A 19,608-nucleotide genomic window follows, 5' to 3' on the forward strand; every position below is an offset into this window, starting at 1 on the left:
CGATTCAGTCGGCGAGCACCGCGGGCTTCGCCCCGGCCGGGATCGGCGGCTCGAGGACCTGCGCTGCGACCCCCCACTCGTCCCGCGCGACCCAGGAGCGTACGTCTGCGATGACCTCGGCGAACGCGGCGCGGCGCAGCTCGGGCGTCACGTCCATCGGCTGGGCGTTGAAGAACGTCTGGTCCGCGATGCCGACGAAGCCGAAGATGGTGCGCAGGTAGGACTCGAGGAAGTCGAGCGACGCCAGCGGACCGGAGTAGTCGGCCCCACGGGACGTGACGCACACCAGCTTCTTGCCGTGCACCAGGCCTCGCGGAGCGCCGTGCTCGTCGTACTGGAACAGGTAGCCCGGCTGCACGATCGCGTCGATGTAGTACTTCAGCGCGTAGGGCACGCCGAAGTTCCACATCGGGACCGTCAGGAGGTAGACGTCGGCGGCGAGGAACTCCTCGATGGTCCGCTCGATGCTGCGCCACGAGCCGCGGGCGGCCTCGTCGACGGGCTGGCCGGTCATCAGGGCGTACTTGGTCTTGATGTTGACGCCTGCCACGGCCGGCAGGTCCGCGCTGAAGAGGTCGAGCGTGTGCACCTCGAGGTCGTCGTGCTTGGCGTGGAGCTCCTCCAGGAGCACGCCCGAGATGCGTCCGGTGTGCGAGGCGAGCCCTCGGGGGGTGGCGACGATGTGCAGCAAGCGCTTGGTCAATGGAGTGCCCCTCCTCGCGGCACTGGTGGCGCCGAATGCCCCATTACAGTCCAGGGCACGACGTCCACGACAGGCCGGTCTGGACCGCGATCGCCGGCTACAGGCCCAGCATCCGCCCGATGATCTCCTTCTGGATCTCGGTCGTTCCGCCGTAGATCGTCTGGATGCGCGAGTCGGTGTAGGCCTTGGAGATCGGGTACTCGTCCATGTAGCCGTAGCCGCCGTGCAGCTGCACCCCGGCGTCGACGACGCGCTTCTGCAGCTCGGTCGTCCACCACTTCGCCATCGACGCGAGCGCCGTGTCGACCTCGCCGGCGTTGAGGCGCAGGACGCAGTCGTTGATGAAGACCCGGGCGATGTGGGCCTCGGTCGCCATCTCCGCCAGCACGAAGCGGTTGTGCTGGAACTTCCCGATCGGGCGGCCGAAGGCCTCGCGCTCCTTGGCGTAGGCCAGGCACAGGTCGAGGACGTGCTCGACCGCGGCGACCGCGATGCAGCCGATCGAGATGCGCTCCTGGGGGAGGTTCTCCATCAGCGAGATGAAGCCGGAGCCCTCGGCGCCGAGCAGGTTCTCCTTGGGCACGCGCACGTCGGTGAACGACAGCTCGGCGGTGTCCTGGGCGTGCAGGCCCATCTTGGCGAGGTTGCGACCGCGCTCGAAGCCCTCCATCCCGCGCTCCACGACGAGCAGCGAGATGCCCTGGTGCCCGGCGTCGGGGTTCATCCGGCAGACCACGACCACGAGGTCGGACAGGATGCCGTTGGAGATGAAGGTCTTCGACCCGTTGAGGACGTAGTGGTCGCCCGCGTCGACCGCGGTCGTACGGATGCCCTGCAGGTCCGAGCCCGCCCCGGGCTCGGTCATCGCGATCGCCGTGACGAGGTCGCCCGACACGCAGCCGGGCAGCCAGCGCTGCTTCTGCTCCTCGGTCCCGAGGGAGGAGATGTAAGGGACGATGATGTCGGTGTGCACGGCGAAGCCCGGTCCCGATGCGCCGGCGCGCGCCGACTCCTCGGCGAGCACCATGTTGTAGCGGAAGTCCTTGATGCCCGGCCCGCCGTACGCCTCGTCGACGTCGAAGCACAGCAGCCCGCGCTCGCCCGCCCTGCGCCAGACCTCGCGATCGACGATGCCGGCCTGCTCCCACGCGGCGTGGTGGGGCGCGACCTCCTTCTCGAAGAACGCGCGCGCGACGGCGCGGAAGTCCTCGTGCTCCTGCTCGAGGATGCTGGGGCGCTCAGGCATGTGATCTCTCTCCGTGGGTGGGACGAGCGCGGGCCACTGCCCGCGCCGCGACGTAGGCGGGCTCGCGCAGGCCTTCGACGAAGGCGTACTGCTCGATCCCGGCAAGGGGGTGGGTGATCGGGTCGAACCGGTCGCCGGTGTCCGCCTCGACCCAGGTCACGTCGATGTGGCCGACTGGCTGCCAGTCGCCGGTGCCGAGGGCGAGGTCGAGCGCGTACGTGGCCGGCGGCAGGCCCTCGTGCGGATCCGACTGCGGGCTCAGGCGGAACGTCACGGCGCGTCCGCCGGCCCTGACGGGGAGCAGCGTGGTCAGTGGGCCGAAGCGGCCCGGCCCCCGGAGGGTCAACAGGTAGCGGCTCCACCCGCTTCCACCGGTGCTGGCGAAGAGCAGGTCGGCGTCATCGCCGTCAGGTCCGGCACCGTCGAGGCGGACGGCCAGCCCCTCGATGTCGGGCCATCCCTGGGGGAGGCCCATCGATCGCGACCACCGGGTCCGGCACGGCCGGGTGCCGGCCCGGGCGAGGACGTCGATGCCGAGGTCGGGGGCGGGATCGGTGATGGTGAGCCGGCCCGTCCCGCGGTGGCCGACGGGGTGCAGGGCCTTGTCACGCCGGATCGAACCGGTGAGGGCGGCGGCCGCCGCGAGCAGGGCACCGGGCAGCGCACCGGTGAGTGACAGGGGGGAACGGTCGGTCATGGTGTCCCGTACCCGTTCGCCGCGCCGGGAACCCGGTTGAGCTCGTCGAGCATCGACAGCGGCCCCAGGTCCTCGAGCCGGTGGCCGTGCGGATAGGTGGTCGGCCGGTGGACGTACGCCGTGCGCCGGGATGGCGCGAACCGGAGCAGCCGGCCGCGCAGCCGCAGGCCGCCCCGTACGGCCCGGACGAGCCACCGCGGCTGACGCGGCAGGCCGAGCGCCTCGCGCAGCGGCTCGTCCATCACCGCGATGGTGACCCGGCGCAGCAGCGGGCGCAGCGGGGGAGGGGCGACCTCCTTCGCGATGCGGATCGACGCCTCGGCGAGGCGGGTGGCGGCGGGTGTGTGCGCGAAGTGCCGGCGCTCGTGGTCGACGAGCAGCGCGAGGTAGCCGTCGTACGTCGTGGGCAGGCCCTTGAGGCCCATCAGCTCGCCGAAGCGGGTGGTGACCCTGGTGATGGCCGTCAGCTCGTGCGGGTCGAGCGGGCGCCAGCCGTAGGCCCCGATCCACCGGACCGGGCCCACGATGGTGGTCGCGAGGACGTACGCGAAGTCTTCGGCCGCGATGTCGTAGTGGCCGTGGATCCGGTTGAGGCGGCGCAGCGCGGCGTGCGAGCGTGGCGAGTCGATGCCGTCGAGCGTGGCCTCGTCGCCGATCAGGATGGTGTCGTCGTAGCGCTTGACGCCGTGGTCCTCGAACTCGCGGGTCCGGTCGAGCAGATCGGCGATCGAGGGCACGCCGTAGTCGCGCAGGAAGGCGATGCCGGTGCCCTGGACGTAGTCCCAGGGGAACTCGAAGCGGGCGGTCAGCCGCAGGATCTCGTCGTGGTCGACCTCCGGGTCCAGCGACCGGATCCGGTGGAGGTTGTCGTAGCGACCGGGCGCGTGCACGGCCTCAGGACACCCATTCCTTGAGCTGTGCCACGGTGGCGGCGGGGTCGTCGCTGACCGGGGTGATGTTGAGGTCGGTGACGCCGGCCTCCCGGAAGGCCTCGATGCGCTCCTTGACGTAGGACTCCGGGCCGACGAGGTTGGCGGCCTCGAGCCACTCGGTGGGCACGAGCGCCGCGGCCTGGTCCTTCTTGCCGGCGAGGTAGAGGTCCTGGATCTCCTCCGCCTCCTTCTCGTAGCCGTAGGCGCGGGCGACGTCGTTGTAGAAGTTCTTGCCCCTCGCGCCCATCCCGCCGACGTAGAGGGCGAAGACCGGCCGGGCGAAGTCGAGCAGCGCCTTCGTCTCCGGGCCCTCGCCGATCGCGACCATGCCACCGGCCATCACCTGCAGCGGGCCGAGGCCGTCGAGCCGCTTGGCGTTGCCCTTCGCGAGCGCGTCGCCCCACACGAGGTGGGCCTTCTCGGGGTGGAACAGGTGCGGGATCCAGCCGTCGGCGATCTCGGCGGTCTGCTCGACGTTCTTGGGGCCGAGGGCGGCGATCCAGATCGGGATCGTGTCGCGCTCGGGCCGGGTCAGGAGCTTGAGCGGCTTGCCGAGGCCGGTGACCGCGCCGTGCTCCTTGGTCAGCGGGAGGTGGAACTCCCCGTCCGCCGAGAGGGGCTCGCGCTTCAGCCCGCTGCGGATGATCTCGACGATCTCCGCCGTGCGCGCCATCGGCCGGCTGTAGGGCACGCCGTGGAACCCCTCGATCACCTGCGGTCCGCTGACGCCGAGGCCGAGGATCGCGCGGCCCTGGCTGACGTTGTCGAGACCGGCCGCGGTCTGGAGCAGGGCGCCGGGGGTGCGGGAGTAGATGTTGAGGATGCCGGACCCGATCTGCACGGTCTCGGTCCGCGCCGCGAGGTAGCCCATCAGCGTCGGTGCGTCGAAGCCGTACGCCTCCGCGACCCACACGCTGTCGAGGCCCGCCCGCTCCAGCGCGACCACGTCGTCGGCCGCCTTGCGCGGGTTGCCGTCGTACATCAGGAGGGAGGCGAGGCGCATGCGGCAATCGTGACAGTTTCACTGTCACGATGGCAAGCGTTCTACTCCTGCGGGCAGACGGACCGAAACGGCTGGCCGGGGAAGTGCTCGGCCCACTCGGCCTCGGTGAGGTCGCGACCGGCCGCACGGCAGGCGAACTCGAGTGCCCGACCAGCGGACGGATCCCACTCGTAGAGTGCATGCTCCTCCCGCCCGACGATCATGATGTTGCCGGTCGGCAGGAACGACGGCGTGTAGGCTTCGGACTCCGGGAGCGTGACGCGCCCAGTCAACCGCCCGGTCTCGGGGTCCCACATGACCACGGACCCGTCGATACCTCCACTGACCAGGCGCGATCCGTCGTCGGAGAAGGCGACCCAGTGGACCCAGGCGCCGTGCGCCCGCACCGGCTCCCGGACGAGTCGTCCGGTCTCGGTGTCGATGACCGCCACCTGTCCCTCGAGGCCGGCCGCCGCAAGGTGCCTGCCGTCGGGCGAGTACGCCGCCCAGTTCCCGTTGCTCAGCCCGAGCGAGCCGTCGCGCACCACCTCGCCGGTCTCGAGGTCGACCAGGACCCACCGGTCCGAGAGCTCCTCCCAGTCGCCCGTGCGCTCCGGTCCCCCGACCAGCGCGAAGGCCGTCCGGTTGTCCGGCCCGAGGGCGACGCAGCAGACGTTGGCGCCCAGGTCGACCGGCTCACCCGCAGGCTCCAGGGTGGCCCCGTCGAGCAGGGTGAGGGTGCCGGCGAGCTCGGAGATCACCGCACGGGAGCCGTCGGGGCTGTGGTCGACCTCCGTCACCGTCTCGCCTGCCGGCTTCGGTCCGGTCCGGACCCGACCCGTCCGGCCGTCCCAGATGTAGAGCACGCCTCCAATGGCACGCACGTACTCCGCGCGCGACGGGTGCCAGCTGCCACCTCCGAAGTCGTACCCGCTCCCTGCTGCGTCCGGGGCGAACGTGCGCATGCGACTGACGTCCAGGATGGACACGCTCACGCGGTCGCACAAGACGTATGCCACGTAGGCGCCGTCGGGTGACGGGCTGGGCCAGCACGTCGCCTGGGCCTCGCCCTCCACGAACAGGCCCGACACGGCCGTACGGCTGACGTAACGGCTGCTCCCGTCGACGTCCCAGATGTGTGCGACCGGATCGAGCGCGGCACTCACGACACGGTCCCCGGCCCCGACCAGGTCCACCGCGTCCGGCTCGCCGGTGGGGAGGGTGAACCGGCTGAGCCGACGGCCGGTGCGGGTGTCCCACACCGAGGCGGACTCGGGACGGTAGGTGACGGTCAGCAGACGCCGCCCGTCGCTGCTGAACCGGGCATCGAAGGTCGCGGAGTCGTGGCGCAGTGTGTGCTGGACCTCCCCGTTGTCGGCGTCGAGGAGGACGGTGTCGGTACCCAGCTCGCCGCGGGCGAGTGCCAGCTGTCGTCCATCCGGGCTGACCTCGAGGCCGAGCTCGAACGGGGTGGCCTCCTGCTCCGAGAGGGTGCGGACGCCGCCCGCGCGCAGGTCGTGGACGCGAAGGGTCGGGGTAGCGGTGTAGAGCAACTGGCCGTCGGGAGAGAGTGCGGCCGACGCCCAGTCCTTCGTCCACCGGCTGAGGTCGACCCTCAGCGGGATGGACGAGGATCCGAGGGTCCAGACGTAGGCGCGTGTGTCGGCCGAGGGTGTCGCGTCGTCGTAGACGTAGCGGCCGAGTACGGCGACCAGCGTCGATCCGTCCTGGCTGAACTGCGCGTCCTTCAGCTGCCACCGGCCGGGTGCAAGACCTGCCGCCGCTGGGAGGGCCACGGGGCGGAGCGTCTCCGCGTCGAGGACCTGCAGGACGGATTCCGACTGCGCGGCGCCCACCGCGATGAGCCGTCCGTCGGGGCTGGCGCGAAGGATCCGGCGCGGGTCGATCTCGCTCCGTGCCGGGCCGATCTGTCGTCGCGCGACCTCCGCGCCGGTGGCCAGGTCGACCAGGCTGAGTGAGTGGCGGCTGTCGAGCAGCGCTGCGATCCGGCCGCCCGGGAGGACGTCCAGTGCGGACGTGTCGCTCACCGCGAGCGGGGTGGAGCCGACCAACGCCGGGTTCTGGCTGATCACCTGCTGCAGGTTGGCCACCGTCTCGGGCGACTCATCCAGGACCACCCCGGCCGCGGCCAGCAGCAGCCCAGCGTCCAGGGCGCCGGAGGCGCCGCCGCGAGACGCCGCACCCCGGGCGAGGGCGGAGATCGCGGACTGCTCCGCCTGGGCGGCGTTCTCGCCGGCCCGGTCCGACTGGACGGCGGCGAGCCCGCCTGCGGCGAGAGCGAGGACGAGGAGCATGGCCGCGCCACCCAGCACGATCCGGAGCCGCTGGATCAGCCGCGCCTGGTCACGGGCGTGCTCGGCCGCGCTCCGCGCCTCGGCGTCGGAGGCCTCGCGGGCGGCGTCGAGGAAGTCGCGCTCGGTGTCGGTGAGGGTCGACTCGGTGCGGGTCTGCCAGTCCAGCACGCGGGTCAGCCGGACCCCGCGGTAGAGCTCACTGGGAGGGCGCCCGAGGGTGTCCCAGGCGTCGGCCGCACCGCTGAGGTGGTGCCGGATCCGCTGCCCTTCGACGTCGTCGTCGAGCCAGCCGCGCAGTCGCGGCCAGGCGCGCGTCAGGGCCTCGTGGGTGATCTCGAGGACGCCCTCGTCGCTGGTGACCAGGCGGGCGGCCACCAGTGCTTCGACGAGCTGGTCGTGGGCGGGGGCGACGAGCCGTCGGGGGACGCGCGTCCGGAGAGCCTCGCCCTCGGCGCCGGGCGAGACCAGCCGCAGGACCAGGTCGCGCAGCTGTCGGCGCTGCTCGGGCTCGATGTGTGCGTAGAGCTGCTCGGCGGACTGGGCGACGGCCCCGTGGATGCCACCGGAGGCGCGGTAGCCGTCGACCGTGAGGGTGTTTCCCTCGCGTCGCTGCCAGGTCTCGAGCAGGGCGTGCGAGAGCAGGGGCAGGGCGCCGGGGTCGTCCCGCACCTCGCGCACCAGGAGGTCGACCAGGCCGTGCTCGATGACCAGGCCAGCCTGTTCGGCGGGTCGCTCGATCGCCTGGCGCAGGCCGTGCTCGTTGAGAGCGCCGACGAGGTGCAGGCCGCCCTCGACCAGGCGGCTGAAGCCCGCGTGCTCGGTCACCTGGCCCAGCCGGTCTCCTCGCACGGTGACGAGGACGGGTCGCCGTCGCGCCTCCTCGACCAGTCGCTCGAGGAAGTCCCGCCGCTCCTCCAGGTCCTCGCACAGGGCGAACACCTCCTCGCCCTGGTCCACGGCGAGGACCGTGCCGGCCGGCGCGTCGTCCGCCAGGGCGGTGAGCGACTGCACCGGGTGCGGACCTGGCGTGACCAGGACGATCCGGTGGCCGCGCCGACGCAAGGTCGCCAGCACGCCGGCGCGGAGGAGGGACGACTTGCCGGAGCCGGAAGGCCCCACGAGCGCGACGAACGAGCCCCGGTCCACGATCGCGAGGCACGCGGCCACGTCCGCGTCACGGCCGAAGAACCGCTCCGTGTCATCGACGTCGTACGCCTTGAGCCCCTGCCACGGACACTGGGCCGTCCCGGCCCGCGGCTGCGGGACGAGGAGGCGGGGGTCCTGGGTGAGGATCGACTGCTCGAGGGCCAGCATCTCCGGCGACGGGTCGATCCCCAGCTCGCGGGCCAGGACGGCGCGGAGCTGGCGCAGCGAGCGCAGGGCCTCGCCCTGGGCTCCCGTCTGGTACTGCGCGAGGACGAGGAGCTCCCAGCGTCGCTCCCGCAGCGGCGCGGCCCGCACCAGGGTGTGTGCCTGTGCCAGTACCTCGCGCGGACGGCCGCTGCGGAGCATGGCGTCGACGTGCATCTCCTGCGCCTCGAGGCGCAGCTCCTCGAGCCGGCCCGCTGCTCGCCGAGCGGGCGGCCAGTCGGGGAGGTCCGCGAAGGCGGGACCGCGCCACTGGGCGAGCGCCTGCTCCAGCAGGAAGGCGACCCGGTCGCTCTCGCCCACCGTCATGAGCCCGCGCGCCCGGGTCACCTGCGCCTCGAACTCGTTCGCGTCGAGGTGGTCGGGGGGCACCGCCAGGACGTAGCCGTGGGGCGAGGTCTCGATCGCCTGGGTGCCCAGCACCTTGCGGAGCCTGACGATGCAGGACTGGAGGTTCTTCGCCGCCGACGGTGGCGGGTGGTCTCCCCAGACAGCGTCGACGAGCTCGTCCACGCTCACCGGGTGCCCCGGCCTCGTGGCCAGGGCCTGCAGTGCGACTCGGTCGTGGGGGCCGAGACGGCCCGGTCCGTCGACGGTCAGCGGACCAAGGACGTTGATCCCCACCCCGTCAGCGTCCTCGGCGTGGTGGGCCCGGTCAACGCCGTCTATACCCGGGCTATACCGCGCCTGCGCCGGATGTGTACCGGGTGGTGGGCAACTGGGCACCTCGAGCCGCCTGGCCCGGGAAACCGCCAGCTCAGGAGATCACCATGAACAGCATCAGGAACACCGTCGCCGCCGTGGTCGCCACCGCCGCCCTCGGCCTCGTCGCCGCCTGCGGCGACCTGGAGGAGCCCGCGACGGGCGCGGACACCTCGGTCGAGAAGAAGAGCAAGAGCCCCACGTTCCCGGTGCGCGACCACACGAACCGGATGGAGTTCGGCGACGGCGAGGCGACGCTGCCGGCGAAGCCGAAGCCGTCCAGGGACACCAACTCGTCGCGGCTCGACTTCGGTGACGACGGACGCCCGTGATGAGCACCTACTCGATCGGCTCGGACTCTCCGCGATGGTGGTGGCCACCGGCCGCCGCCGGCGCGTTGGGGGCCGCGGCGATCGCCGCCATCCTCGTCCTTCCCGCCAACAGCACCACTCTGCCCGAGCAGATGACGCCGCAGGCCCCGCCGGCTCCGGTCAGCGATCCGTGGTTCTCCACGATCGACCCGGGGGTCGGCCGCCAGTGCTTCGCGCTTCCGCCCCGGCGGGCCTCGTCGCTCGAGCACCACCCACTCTGTGGGCAGCGCCCGGTCGTCGAGCCGTGGTCGGGGACCGACGTACGACGCCCCGGCCTCGACCCTCGCCCCTGAGCGCCGTGAAGACCACCACGTGCGCCGGGCGGGCCCTCGCCGCGGGGTCGCTCGTCCTCGGCGTGCTGTCCGTCTCCGCGTGCGACCTGGCCGTCGGCCCGCCCGTCCAGGACCTCGGCTACGAGCACAGCGTCGGCTCGGGCTACTGCGGGCAGGTCTCGCGGAACGGCAGGTCGCCGAAGTGCTCGGCCCATTCCGCACGCGTCAGGTCGCGGCCCACGGCCCGGCAGGCGAACTCGACGGCGCTCTCCCTCGAGAGGTCCCAGTCGTAGGCCCGTCCCGTGCCCCAGTCGAGGATCCGCGCCGTCCGGCCGTCGGGAAGGAAGGCGCCGGTCAGCACCGAGGAATCGGGCGCGACGAGGGTCGCGATGGGTGTGACAGTGGCGGCGTCCCACACCGCGACGAGGCCGTTGGGGCTCGACGACAGCAGCTGGGTCCCGTCGGGCGAGAAGACGACCTGCGACCGCTGGTCGCCCGCCCACTCCCGCGCCGGCGCGACGCGCTCCCCGGTCGACAGGTCGATGACCTCCACCTTGCCCCGGGCCCCGGAGAGAGCTCCGTCGCCGTTCTCCCCTCCACCGACGACCGCGTACCTGCCGTCCGGTGACACGTCGAGCCACTGGTGGTAGCGCATCTCCAGCTCACCCCGGTCCACCACGACGCCGTCGACCAGGTCGACGACCGCCCAGCCGCTGTTCGGGACCACGAACCGGCCCGTGGCCTCGACCCCGCCGAGCAGCACCACGGCAGTACGACGGTCCGGCCGGGCGACGACCCAGGACACGGGCTCACCGAGCTCCACTGGCAGCCCCACAGGCCGCAGGGTGGCGCCGTCCAGCATCGTGACGGTCCCGTCGAGCTCGGACACGGCGATCCGGCTGCCGTCGGCCGTGTAGTCGATCTCGGTGATCCGCTGCCCGGGAAGGGTGGTCCGCTGCCCGGTCGGCTCGCCGTCCTCGTCCCAGACCCTGATCTCGCCGTCCGAGGTCGTCGCGAAGTGGCGTCCGTCGGGGTGGAAGGCGCCATAGGTGTGGCGGTAGCCGAAGGTGGGCGGGATCTCGCCCACGCTGCCGTCCCGGTAGTCGGTGAGGGCCCAGCCGAAGTCGCGCAGGACCACGGAGCGCTGACCACCTGCCGCGATCACGCCGAAGTCACCGCCGTGGTGCGACGACGTCGGGACGGATCGGACGTAGCCCCGCTCCCCGGTGAGGTCCCACTTCCGCAGCGCGGTGCCGCCTCGCCCGGTGGCGACCAGGAAGGTCCCGTCGGCGGAGTAGTCGACGGCGTTCGCGTTTCCGCGGTCGACCGCGAACGCCCGGTGCGGTCCCTCCGGGTGGTCCAGCCGCCACTCCTGGACGTCGCGCTGGTGCAAGGTGGTGACGATGAACCTGCGCCCGTTCGGGGCGACCCGCAGCGAGGTGATGTACCCCTCGGCGGAATAGCTGGCACGCACCCGGCCGGTGACGCCGTCGAAGACCCGCGTCGTGTTGGCGTCGATGCCGATGACCGCCTCGCCGCCACGGAGCGCGTCGAGGGACCAGATGAAGTGGCGCCCGCCCGGGTCCAGCGAGCGCGAGAGCCCGGTGACCACGGAGCGTCTCGTCAGGGGATGAGAGGTGAAGAGCACCTCTCCCCGCTCGTCGAGCGCGACCTGGGGGTGGATCTCCCCGGCGTCCAGCCGGAACCGCCGGGGCGGAGCCTGGCGCTCGAGGTCCCACACCAGCGCCGCCCCGACGAGTGCCGAGGGATCAGACTCCGACGGGCCCTGCAACCCGGCGGCGAGGTGGCTCCCGTCGCCACTGAACGACAGGTCGGTCGCCTGCCACCCGCGAGGTGGAAGGCCCCGCAGCGGACGTGCCGGGGTCAGGCTCGGCACCGTGAGCAGCGCCAAGGGCTGTCGGTCGTTCGCGCTCCTCGCGACCGCGAGCCACCGACCGTCGGGGCTGAACATGAGCTGCCTGCCGAAGGCAGCGCCCCAGGAGACCAGCGGATCCCCCAGTCCGCGTTCGCCGGCGAGCTCGCCGGTGTCGGCATCGTAGAGCCGCAGGTGGTGCGACTCGTCCAGCACCGCGACGAACCGGCCGTCCGCGCTGGCATCGACGGACAGGGGGAGGCCGCCCTCGATGGGAGTGGAGGAGACGAGCTCGGGCCGCTTCGTGATCGCGGCCAGCAGGCTGTTGTGGGTGCCGGTGGCGGGGTCCAGCCGGACGCCGGCGACCGCGAGCAGCAACGAGGTGTCGATGTCCCCGGTGACCAGAGCGCTGGCGCCGGCGCGCCGCGCGACGGCCTCGATCTCCGCCGCCGCGGCAGTATCCGCGTTGTCGCCCGCCCGGTCCCACTGGGTGAGTGCCACACCACCTCCGGCGACGGCGAGCAGGAGCAGCACGGTGGCGACGGCGAGCACCTGGCGCAGTCGTGAGATCAACCGCGCCTGCTCCTTCGCCCGAGCAGCGGCGCTCTGCTCCTCGACGTCGGCCTGCGCCCGCCCGGCCTCCAGGAAGTCGCGTTCGACGACGGTGAGCGTCGCTCCGGTGCTGCTCCACCAGTCCAGGGCGCGAGTGAGCCGGACACCTCGGTAGAGCTCGCTGGCGGGACGGCCGAGGGTGTTCCAGGCGTCCGCGGTGGCGCTCAGGTGGTGCAGGATCCGACGGCCGTCGACGTCGTCCTCGAGCCAGCCACGCAGTCGGGGCCACGCCCTGGCCAGGGACTCATGGGTGATCTCGAGGACGCCTTCGTCGCTCGTCACGAGCCGCGCCGAGACCAGCATCTCGATCAGCCGGTCGTGCTCGGCGTCGGTGCCGATCAGCCGGCGTGGCACACGGGTCCGCACGGGTTCGCCCTCGGTGCCGGGGGAGAGCAGCCGGAGCACGAGGTCGCGGAGCGCATCGCGCAGGTTCGGCTCGACCTGGGCATAGAGGCGCTCTGCAGACTGTGCCACGGCGTCGTGGATCCCGCCGCTGGCGCGGTAGCCGTCGACGGTGAGGGTGTTGCCCTCCCGCCTCTTCCAGGTCTCCAGAAGGGCGTGGGACAGCAGCGGCAGGGCGCCGGGGTCGTCGCGGACCTCGGTGACGAGCACGTCGACCAGACCGGGTTCCAGGATCAGCCCCGCCTGCCGGGCGGGCCCGACCACGGCCAGGCGGAGACCGGCCTCGTCCAGCCCGCCGACGAGGTAGAGGCCGCGTTCGACGAGGCGGCTGAAGGCGGGGTAGGCGGTGAGGTCCGCAAGATGGTCGGCACGCAGCGCCACGACGACGGGGCGGCGCGAGGCCTCCTCAGCCAGGGCGTCGATGAAGGCGCGGGTCTCGTCGGGGTCCTCGCAGAGGGTGAAGAGCTCCTCGGCCTGGTCGACCAGGAGGGCATCACCGGTTCCGGACGCGGTGAGCGGCGACAGTGCCTGGACGGGGTGGCGGCCCGGCGTGATCGTCACCAGCCGGGTGCCGCGTTGCATCAGGCGTGCCCCGATCCCCGCTCGCATCAGCGACGACTTGCCCGAGCCCGACGGGCCCACGAGCGCCAGCAGTCCCTGCGCGTCGAGGATCGCCAGCCCGGCCTCGATCTCACCCTCCCGGCCGAAGAACCGGTCCGCCTCGGTGACGTCGTACGACTGGAGGCCCTGCCAAGGGCAGGTCGGGTGCGCCACCGGGGCCTCGTCGTGCTGGAGCGCGGGGTCCTGCCGCAGGATGGACTGCTCGAGGGCCACGACCTCGGGTGCGGGATCGATGCCGAGCTCGCGGGAGAGGACCGCCCGGAGCTGCCGGATGGTGCGCAACGCCTCGCCCTGGGCCCCGGTCCGGTACTGGGCCAGGGCGAGCAGCTCCCATCGGCGTTCGCGCAAGGGAGCCGACCGGACCATCTCGTGAGCCCGGGCGAGGGCCTCCCGGGCGCGACCGCCACGCAGCTGCGCGTCGAGCAGGAGCTCCTCCGCGTCCCGGCGAAGCTCGTCGAGGCGTCCGGCCTCGCGGCGTGCGGGCGGCCATTCGTCGAGATCCGCGAACGCGGGGCCGCGCCACAGGCGTAGCGCCTGCTCCAGCAGGAAGCAGACGCGGTCGGCCTCGCCGAGCTCGAGGAGCTCGCGAGCCCTCACCACCTGGGCCTCGAACCGCTGGGTGTCGAGGTCGTCGGCGGGGGTGCCGAGCCGATACCCGTCGGCCGTGGTCTCGATGGCGTCCGCGCCGAGGACCTTGCGCAGCCGGACGATGCACGACTGCAGGTTCTTGTGGGCCGAGGCGGGCGGAGCGTCTCCCCAGAGCGCGTCGGTCAGCTCGTCGGCCGTGACCGAGCGTCCCTGGCGGACGGCCAGGGCCTGGAGTACGACACGGTCCCGTGGGCCGAGACGTCCCGAGCCGTCCACGGTCAGCGGGCCGAGGACCTGGATGCCCACCGCTCCACGGTGCTCCCGACTTCGGGTCGCGTCAACGCGGCGGATACCGGACGGATACCGCCGCGGGGCCCGACGGATACCGACCCGGCGGAACGTCGAGTGGTCGGAGCGCCCGCTCCGGCGATCCACGACATCACCGGAAGGACCAGACGATGGACATCATCACGACTGTGCGCACGTGCCTGGTGGCCGCCTCGTTCGGCGTCGCCAGCCTGACCCTCAGCTCCTGCGGCGACGAGGTGAGCCCACCCGCCCAGGACATCGGCGTCGAGCTGCCGGAACCGGCCACCCAGCCCTTCGACCCGCCGGGACCGACCACCCGGCACTACGAGCCGGCCTGCAACACCCGAGCAGCGGTCAGGCCCTGCCCGGAGCCGAACCCGGCCGGCAGCGGGACCCGCAACCGGATGGACTTCAACGACGAGTTCGAACCCGGACGGTGAGGGGAGATGGCGGGCCGGCGGTGGCCCGGGCCCTGACGTCAGCCCTCGACGTACGCGGCTCCGTCGAGCACCGCAGCCAGCGCCTCAGACCTCGGGGGGACGCCCAGCAGCGTCGCGGTGACGAACTCGGCGGCGTACGTCTCGAAGGTCCTCCCGTGGCGCAGCATCGCGTGACGGGCCCCGGGGACGGCGACGTAGCCGACCTGAGTGGAGGCAGCGAGGCGACGGGCGAAGTCGGCCGACCTCGACGGGAGCGCGATGCGGTCGTCGGTGCCGTGCACGACGAGCACGCGGGCCCCGCGCAGGTCGGCGCGGTCGGTCGGCGTCACCCAGGGGTTGAGGGCCACGACACTGCGGACCTGCGGGTCGTTGCCGCCCAGGAGGGCGGCGCGGCCGCCGAGGGAGTGGCCGACGAGTGAGACGGGGAGGTCGCCGTGCTGGGCGGTGACCTGCTCCAGTGCCCACGCGAGGTCCATGACCGGCGTGGTCTGCGAGTCCCACCCGCGGTGGGTGTTGAGCAGGCGGTGGACGGCGAGGCGCGAGCGACCGGCGCGGGCGATGCGCCGGGCGACCGGCACCATCCGCAGCACCGACAGCTGGGCCGGGCTCACCATCACGCGGTCGCCCCGGCTCGCCCCGCCGTGCAGCACGATCACGACGCCCTCGGGGTCGCGTGGCGTGCGGACGGGGACGAGCCGGGCGCCGGTCATCAGGAGAGACCGGGGATGCGCGCGGCCAGGCCGTCGAGCACGTTCGAGACGCGCTGCTGCTCGCCCAGGCGGGCGTCCGCCACGATCATCGCGGCGGTCAGGGCCGGGACGGCCCACTGGAGCACGCGGAGCTTGCGCTGCGCCTCGGCGACGTCACGCGGGGTGCGGGCCGAGGGCTCGGTGCCGGACTCCGCCGGCACGTGGGTGTTGTCGGCGACGCGGCGCCCGAGCATGCGGCTGTAGGCCGTCACGCCGAGCGCGGCGGCGGTGAGGCCGGTCTTGGCGAGCGACGTGCTCGCCACGCCGCGCTGGCCGACGACCCGACCCTTGTTGCCGAGCAGCAGGCCGGTGCTGCCGACGAGGTGGGCGCCGATCGCCGCTGCGTTGACCGGCGTCCACCGGTCCCAGCCGGTGTTGGCGACCGAGCCGACGCGAGCGGGGGAGTCGGCCTCGCCGGCCGCCGGGTTCAGGGCGACGGCATTGGCCAGCGTCCCGCCGAACCAAGCCGCCAGGCCGACGTCGTTGAGCGTGCGGGACAGGGTGTTGCCGGACATGGTGTTCTCCAGACCTCGGGTACGGGGGAACCCGCTCCGTACCCGCGAGCCCTTGTCCCATTCGCCGATCAGCACGCAGCCTCAGCGGCCGAGGTCCGGCACCACCTCGGCGCCCGGCAGGTCGGCGAGCAGGGCGCCGGGGACCAGCAGCTTCGAGCGGCGCACGCCACTGCCGAGCACGACCACCGGCTCGTCGAGGAGGACGTCGTGGACCAGCACCCGCCAGCCGTCGGGCAGCCCGAGCGGCGTGATGCCGCCGTACTCCATCCCGGTCTCCTCGACCGCGCGGTCCACCGGCAGGAACGACGCCTTGCGCACGTCGAGCATCTTGCGCACGAGCGTGTTGACGTCGGCGCGGGTGTCGGCGCGCACGACGCACGCGGCGACCCGCTCGTCGCCGGCGCGCGTGCCCGCGACGACGACGCAGTTGCCGCTGGCCGTCATCGGGATGTCGTACGCCTCGCTCATCGCCGCGGTGTCGGCGAGCTCCGGGTCGATGTCGACGACCGCCACCTGCGCGGCGCCTGGCCAGCCGGCCAGCGCGACGGCGACTGACGTGGCGACGAGGGACGGGTTCTCCGCGGCGGGCAGGGACTCGAGCGTGGGGAACGAGGGGAGAGTCACGCGGTCATCATGCGACATTCACCCTGACGACACCCGGCGACCACCGGCCGGTCCCGTCGGCCCGACACGGTGGGGCCATGACGGTGACCCGCGAGGCGGTCCACAGGACCTCGTCGTTGGTCCTCACGCCCGCCGTGGTTGCGCACCGCGGCGCCAGCGGGCACCGTCCCGAGCACACCCTCGACGCCTACCGGACCGCCATCCGGATGGGCGTCGACGACATCGAGCTGGACCTCGTCTCGACGAAGGACGGCGTGCTGGTCGCCCGCCACGACCTCGAGCTCAGCGCCACCACCGACGTCGCGCGGCGCCCCGAGCTGGCCCACCTCCGGCGGACCGTCGTCGTCCACGGGGTGGCGCAGCACGGCTGGTTCGCCGAGGACCTCACGCTGGCCCAGCTCAAGACCCTCGCCGCCCGCGAGCGGATGCCGGACACCCGGCCGGCCAGCGCGGCGTACGACGGGGCCGAGGGCGTGCCGACGCTCAACGAGGTGCTGGCGATGGTCGGCGCGGAGTCGGCGCGACGCGGCCGGGCCGTCGGGGTGATGCTCGAGCTCAAGCACGCCGCCCACCAACACGCGATCGGGCTGCCGCTCGACGTGCCGCTGTTCCGCGACCTCGCCCGCCACGGCCTCGACCACCCGTGGGCGCGCGTGACGCTGATGGCATTCGAGTCCCCGGTCCTGCGGCGGCTGGCCACCCGCACCCGGCTGCCCGTCGTGCAGCTCCTCGATGCCGGCGGGCGCGTGACGGCCGACGACCTGGACCGGATCGACGAGTACGCCGACGGCATCGGCCCGCACCGGGCGCTCGTGCTGCCGCGCGACGCCGCGGGGGCGGTCGGTGCGCCGTCGACCCTCGTGCGCGACGCCCACCGCCGTGGTCTCACCGTGCACGTGTGGACGGTGCGCGGGGAGAACCGCTTCCTCCCCACCAACCTGCGCCGCGGCGACGCCCCGGACGGGCTGGGTGACATGGCCGGCGAGGTGGAGGCCCTGCTCGCCGCCGGTGTCGACGGCGTCATCACCGACCATCCCGAGGCCGCGCTCGCAGCCGTGCGGGCAGTCAGTGGCCCGCCCCTGCGCCGGGTAGTCCAGTGAGAGGTGGTCGGGCGCTGGGGTAGTCCAGTGGAATGTGGTCGGGCGCCGCGGTAGTCCAGTGGAATGTGGTCGAGAAACGTGCCGGCAGACAGCCACTTCCCACTGGACCACCGCCGCCAAGGGGCACGTGCCAGCCACTGCCCACTGGACTACCCCACCGGGGGCGCGACGGTGCGCGCCGATCGGTGACAGGCACAGCCTCGCAGCGGCGTACGCTCGGGTCGTGACGCACGACTCCGCCACCTCGACCGCCCTGCTCGAGCGCATCCGCGCGTCCGTCATCGGCGACGACCAGGTGATGCAGGGCCCCTACGGCCCGCGCCGCGTGACCTACGCCGACTACACCGCCTCAGGTCGCAGCCTGACCTTCATCGAGGACTTCATCCGCACCGAGGTGCTGCCCGCCTACGCCAACACCCACACCGAGGCCAGTGGCACCGGCCTCCAGACGACGCGGCTGCGCGAGGACGCGCGCCGCATCATCCGCGACGCGGTCGGCGGCGACGAGGAGACCGTCGTGGTCTTCTGCGGGTCCGGCAGCACGGCGGCGATCGACAAGCTCATCGGCATCCTCGGCCTCCGCATCCCGTGCGTGCTCGAGGACCGCTACCACCTCAGCGACGCCATCCCCGCCGACCAGCGGCCGGTGGTGTTCATCGGCCCGTTCGAGCACCACTCCAACGAGATCCCCTGGCGCGAGACCATCGCCGACGTCGTCACCATCCACGAGGACGCCGACGGCCGGGTCTCGCTCGACCACTTGCGCGAGGAGCTCGAGCGCCACGCCGACCGTCCGCTCAAGATCGGCTCGTTCTCCGCGGCCTCCAACGTCACCGGCATCGTCACCGACACCGAGGGCGTCGCCGACCTGCTCCACGAGCACGGCGCGCTGAGCTTCTGGGACTTCGCCGCCTGCGCGCCCTACGTCGACATCGAGATGTACGGCCCCGGCCGCTCGCGCAAGGACGCGATCTTCATTAGCCCGCACAAGTTCATCGGCGGACCCGGCACCCCGGGCGTGCTGGTCGTACGCCGCGAGCTGATGGCCAACCGGGTGCCGGTGGTGCCGGGTGGCGGCACGGTCATGTACGTCAACCCGACCGAGCACCGCTACCTCGACGACAACGCCCACCGCGAGGAGGGCGGCACGCCCGCGATCGTCGAGTCGATCCGCGCCGGGCTGGTCTTCCAGCTCAAGCAGGCCGTCGGCGTGGAGACGATCCAGGCCCACGAGGAGGAGCTGCTGCGACGCGCGGTCGAGGCGTGGGTGGCGGAGCCGACGATCCAGATCCTCGGCAACCTCGACTCCCAGCGGCTCTCGATCCTGTCCTTCGTCGTCAAGGCCCCCGACGGGACCTACCTCCACCACAACTTCGTCGTCGCGCTGCTCAACGACCTCTTCGGCATCCAGACCCGCGGCGGCTGCTCGTGCGCCGGCCCCTACGGCCACCGGCTGCTCGACATCGACCTCGACCGGAGCCACGCCTTCGAGGCGCAGATCGCGACCGGCTGCGAGGGCATCAAGCCGGGCTGGGTGCGGGTCAACTTCAACTACTTCGTCGACGACGAGGTCTTCGCCTACGTCGTGGAGGCCGTGCGGCTCGTCGCCCGCGACGGCTGGCGGCTGCTCGGCGACTACCGCTTCGACCCGCTCACGGGTCTCTGGCACCACCGCACCGGCCCGGTCGAGCCGCCGATGCGGCTGGCCGACGTCACCTACGCCGCCGACGGGACGATGACGTGGCCCGCCCACACGCAGACGGCCCCCGTCTCGGTGCTCAGGGAGCACCTCGACGAGGGCCGCGCGATCATGGCCGCCGCGTCGCCGCCGGACTGGTCCGACACCGGCCACCTCGACCAGGGCTTCGACGACCTCAGGTGGTTCGCGCTGCCGGCCTGCTCACTCGTGTGAGGTCCGGCGTGTGCCCCACACCGTGGCCGCCAGCCCGGCGGCACCGGCCGCCAGCCACGGGATCGGCATCAGCCAGTTGAGCTCGGAGGTCTCGACGACGTCGCCCTGGACGAGCGCCCACACCAGCACCATGCCGGCGAAGGCGACGCCCATCACGAGGTGGCCGACGTTGACCGGGTGGAAGCCGCTGGGCTTGTCCGGGGCGTCGAGGGGACCGACCATCGGCTCGTCGTAGCCGTACAGGTCCGTGTCGTAGCTGCTGTTCTCACTCATGG

At 72.6% G+C, this 19,608-nt stretch carries 16 protein-coding genes; 5 read left to right on the forward strand and 11 right to left on the reverse strand.

Going from position 1 to position 19,608, the window contains the following annotated elements; translation table 11 throughout:
* Positions 1-4 precede the first annotated feature (4 nt).
* The 6 genes from AC57BS_RS15510 to AC57BS_RS15535 form a co-directional block, all read right to left on the reverse strand.
* Complete coding sequence (locus AC57BS_RS15510) at positions 5-703, reverse strand: FMN-dependent NADH-azoreductase (protein WP_496412329.1); 699 nt, start codon at positions 701-703, stop codon at positions 5-7.
* Positions 704-800: 97 nt separating this feature from the next.
* Entirely contained in the window at positions 801-1,949 is a 1,149-nt protein-coding gene (locus AC57BS_RS15515) for an acyl-CoA dehydrogenase family protein (RefSeq protein WP_496412330.1), read from the reverse strand.
* On the reverse strand, positions 1,942-2,646 hold the full coding sequence (locus AC57BS_RS15520) for a hypothetical protein (protein ID WP_496412331.1): 705 nt from the start codon (positions 2,644-2,646) through the stop codon (positions 1,942-1,944). Before AC57BS_RS15520 ends, AC57BS_RS15515 begins: the two co-directional genes overlap by 8 nt.
* On the reverse strand, positions 2,643-3,536 hold the full coding sequence (locus tag AC57BS_RS15525) for an oxygenase MpaB family protein (protein ID WP_496412332.1): 894 nt from the start codon (positions 3,534-3,536) through the stop codon (positions 2,643-2,645). The genes AC57BS_RS15520 and AC57BS_RS15525 overlap by 4 nt, the downstream gene beginning before the upstream one ends.
* 4 nt (positions 3,537-3,540) lie before the next feature.
* Positions 3,541-4,581, reverse strand: coding sequence for an LLM class F420-dependent oxidoreductase (locus tag AC57BS_RS15530; RefSeq protein ID WP_496412333.1), 1,041 nt, complete (start codon positions 4,579-4,581; stop codon positions 3,541-3,543).
* Between the two features lie 41 nt (positions 4,582-4,622).
* Positions 4,623-8,867: an nSTAND1 domain-containing NTPase gene (locus AC57BS_RS15535; RefSeq protein ID WP_496412334.1), complete on the reverse strand. Its 4,245-nt coding sequence runs from the start codon at positions 8,865-8,867 to the stop codon at positions 4,623-4,625.
* Positions 8,868-9,013: 146 nt separating this feature from the next.
* Here AC57BS_RS15535 and AC57BS_RS15540 point away from each other — a divergent pair, with 146 nt between their 5' ends.
* Entirely contained in the window at positions 9,014-9,277 is a 264-nt protein-coding gene (locus AC57BS_RS15540; protein ID WP_496412335.1) for a hypothetical protein, read from the forward strand.
* On the forward strand, positions 9,277-9,609 hold the full coding sequence (locus AC57BS_RS15545) for a hypothetical protein (RefSeq protein WP_496412336.1): 333 nt from the start codon (positions 9,277-9,279) through the stop codon (positions 9,607-9,609). The genes AC57BS_RS15540 and AC57BS_RS15545 overlap by 1 nt, the downstream gene beginning before the upstream one ends.
* Positions 9,610-9,751: 142 nt before the next feature.
* Here AC57BS_RS15545 and AC57BS_RS15550 read toward each other — a convergent pair whose 3' ends face one another.
* Positions 9,752-13,990 (reverse strand): nSTAND1 domain-containing NTPase, encoded by a 4,239-nt coding sequence (locus tag AC57BS_RS15550; protein ID WP_496412337.1) that lies wholly within the window; start codon positions 13,988-13,990, stop codon positions 9,752-9,754.
* 152 nt (positions 13,991-14,142) lie between these two features.
* Here AC57BS_RS15550 and AC57BS_RS15555 point away from each other — a divergent pair, with 152 nt between their 5' ends.
* Positions 14,143-14,433, forward strand: a complete 291-nt coding sequence (locus AC57BS_RS15555) for a hypothetical protein (protein ID WP_496412338.1) — start codon at positions 14,143-14,145, stop codon at positions 14,431-14,433.
* Between the two features lie 38 nt (positions 14,434-14,471).
* On the opposite strand, the gene AC57BS_RS15560 is transcribed toward AC57BS_RS15555, so the two are convergent.
* From AC57BS_RS15560 to AC57BS_RS15570, 3 genes are all read right to left on the reverse strand, one after another.
* Positions 14,472-15,143, reverse strand: a complete 672-nt coding sequence (locus AC57BS_RS15560) for an alpha/beta hydrolase (protein ID WP_496412339.1) — start codon at positions 15,141-15,143, stop codon at positions 14,472-14,474.
* Positions 15,143-15,697, reverse strand: coding sequence for a hypothetical protein (locus AC57BS_RS15565; RefSeq protein WP_496412340.1), 555 nt, complete (start codon positions 15,695-15,697; stop codon positions 15,143-15,145). Before AC57BS_RS15565 ends, AC57BS_RS15560 begins: the two co-directional genes overlap by 1 nt.
* Positions 15,698-15,778: 81 nt before the next feature.
* Positions 15,779-16,321, reverse strand: coding sequence for a YbaK/EbsC family protein (locus AC57BS_RS15570; RefSeq protein ID WP_496412341.1), 543 nt, complete (start codon positions 16,319-16,321; stop codon positions 15,779-15,781).
* Positions 16,322-16,398: 77 nt separating this feature from the next.
* On the opposite strand from AC57BS_RS15570, the gene AC57BS_RS15575 reads away from it, so the two are divergent.
* Together AC57BS_RS15575 and AC57BS_RS15580 are read left to right on the forward strand one after the other, a co-directional pair.
* Positions 16,399-17,421 (forward strand): glycerophosphodiester phosphodiesterase family protein, encoded by a 1,023-nt coding sequence (locus AC57BS_RS15575; RefSeq protein ID WP_496412342.1) that lies wholly within the window; start codon positions 16,399-16,401, stop codon positions 17,419-17,421.
* A gap of 223 nt (positions 17,422-17,644) precedes the next feature.
* Positions 17,645-19,333 (forward strand): aminotransferase class V-fold PLP-dependent enzyme, encoded by a 1,689-nt coding sequence (locus AC57BS_RS15580; RefSeq protein ID WP_496412343.1) that lies wholly within the window; start codon positions 17,645-17,647, stop codon positions 19,331-19,333.
* Here AC57BS_RS15580 and AC57BS_RS15585 read toward each other — a convergent pair.
* Complete coding sequence (locus AC57BS_RS15585) at positions 19,322-19,606, reverse strand: hypothetical protein (protein ID WP_496412344.1); 285 nt, start codon at positions 19,604-19,606, stop codon at positions 19,322-19,324. The two genes, AC57BS_RS15580 and AC57BS_RS15585, sit on opposite strands and share 12 nt — an antisense overlap.
* Positions 19,607-19,608 lie beyond the last annotated feature (2 nt).

Source organism: Nocardioides sp. BGA-UO-ETr-FS32 (genome assembly GCF_059567905.1).

What these genes read in the sequence shown, in the direction of transcription:
- AC57BS_RS15515 (WP_496412330.1), bottom strand. Translation starts at nt 1,949, where the DNA reads ATGCCTGAGCGCCCCAGCATCCTCGAGCAGGAGCACGAGGACTTCCGC.
- AC57BS_RS15520 (WP_496412331.1), bottom strand. Translation starts at nt 2,646, where the DNA reads ATGACCGACCGTTCCCCCCTGTCACTCACCGGTGCGCTGCCCGGTGCC.
- AC57BS_RS15530 (WP_496412333.1), bottom strand. Translation starts at nt 4,581, where the DNA reads ATGCGCCTCGCCTCCCTCCTGATGTACGACGGCAACCCGCGCAAGGCG.
- AC57BS_RS15540 (WP_496412335.1), top strand. Translation starts at nt 9,014, where the DNA reads ATGAACAGCATCAGGAACACCGTCGCCGCCGTGGTCGCCACCGCCGCC.
- AC57BS_RS15545 (WP_496412336.1), top strand. Translation starts at nt 9,277, where the DNA reads ATGAGCACCTACTCGATCGGCTCGGACTCTCCGCGATGGTGGTGGCCA.
- AC57BS_RS15555 (WP_496412338.1), top strand. Translation starts at nt 14,143, where the DNA reads ATGGACATCATCACGACTGTGCGCACGTGCCTGGTGGCCGCCTCGTTC.
- AC57BS_RS15560 (WP_496412339.1), bottom strand. Translation starts at nt 15,143, where the DNA reads ATGACCGGCGCCCGGCTCGTCCCCGTCCGCACGCCACGCGACCCCGAG.
- AC57BS_RS15565 (WP_496412340.1), bottom strand. Translation starts at nt 15,697, where the DNA reads ATGTCCGGCAACACCCTGTCCCGCACGCTCAACGACGTCGGCCTGGCG.
- AC57BS_RS15575 (WP_496412342.1), top strand. Translation starts at nt 16,399, where the DNA reads ATGACGGTGACCCGCGAGGCGGTCCACAGGACCTCGTCGTTGGTCCTC.
- AC57BS_RS15585 (WP_496412344.1), bottom strand. Translation starts at nt 19,606, where the DNA reads ATGAGTGAGAACAGCAGCTACGACACGGACCTGTACGGCTACGACGAG.